Here is a 1,265-nt window from a genome sequence, read left to right as displayed (position 1 = left end):
GTGTTCATTCCGGGGAGATAGCTGACAGCTGTTCGGAGACATGACTGACAGTTTTGGGCTGGGTCAAGTTGATGTCGGCCACGTGGTGGCTGGCGAAGCAGACGTGGTAGTGGCCGTCGGCGTCGGCTGGTCTGACGGCTAGTCGTTCACCGCAGAAGGCTCTGGGTACTCTCCAGCGGCGGCCCTTGAAGGCGATGTAGGGTTTAGTCGGGGGGACGTGGCGAACGATTTCGCCCGTCTCGTAGCCAGGTTCGGCCAGCTTTTCGGGCAGCGGCCTGGGGCTTGGGCGGTAACGATCTGCTGGCACCTGCAGGTCCAGAGCTTCATGCGGTCGCTCGAAGTTGTAGACCTCGCGCCAACGGTCGAAGGCCTTCTGCGCCTGGCCGAGGTCGTCGATCCGGTTGAGCGCGAAGACCTCGGCGGCGAGAGTGCGATGGAAGCGCTCGTTCTTGCCGCGGCTTTGTGGGTGGTAGGGTCGGCTGTGGATCAGGCCGATGCCGAGCTTGAGCAGCCACACCTCGAACCTGGTCCATCGCTCTCCGGACGAATCTCCCCAAGGCGGGCCGTTATCGACGAAGAAGGCATCGGGCAGGCCATAGAGGCGGAAGGTGGTCTCGAGCCGCTGGCGCACGGTGGCGCCGGTCTGGTCGCTGCAGGCCGACAGGCACACCGAGAAGCGAGCATGATCGTCGATCACCGTCAGTGGATGGCAGCGGGTGCCATCGCCGAGTTCGACCCAGCCCTTGAAGTCCATCTGCCACAGCAGGTTCGGCGCCTCCTTCTCGAAGCGCAATCGAGCTGGGCCCCCTCCAGGTCGAACCGGAATGCGGCCGTGGCGGCGCAGGATCTCGTGGATCGTCGACACCGCCGGCGGTGCGGTTCCCTGCCGCTCCAGCAGCCGCCCGATCTTCCGCGCCCCCCAAGCCGGATGTGCATCTCGCACCTGAAGCACTGCCGCCTCAAGATCATCACCGATCCGGGATGGGCTCGCCTGCGGCCGTCGCGACCGATCCAACAACTCGGTGTCACCCGCAACCCACCGTGCCAACCACTTGTAGCCAACGTCTGCGCTGATCCCGAACCGTCGACACAACTCCCGTCGGTTCGCACCTTCCTGCAAAGCCAGCCTGACGAACTCCCGACGTTCCTGCATCGCTGACACCTCCAGCCACGGCATCGATCGCCCTCCAATGGAACGACCAAGCCTGCACAAACCTGTCAGCTATGTCTCCGAACACCTGTAAGCGATGTACCCGGACTAAACA

General features: G+C 63.9%; 1 protein-coding gene. It reads right to left on the bottom strand.

Annotated elements, in window-relative coordinates:
* Nucleotides 1-4: 4 nt before the first annotated feature.
* Nucleotides 5-1,177, bottom strand: coding sequence for an IS481 family transposase (locus AC1ROK_RS27045; RefSeq protein WP_492852772.1), 1,173 nt, complete (start codon nt 1,175-1,177; stop codon nt 5-7).
* Nucleotides 1,178-1,265 lie beyond the last annotated feature (88 nt).

Source organism: Devosia sp. GW821-FHT12F11 (genome assembly GCF_058806655.1).
The sequence above is the reverse complement of the archived record's forward strand: the minus strand, read 5'-3'. Positions and strand labels throughout refer to the sequence as shown.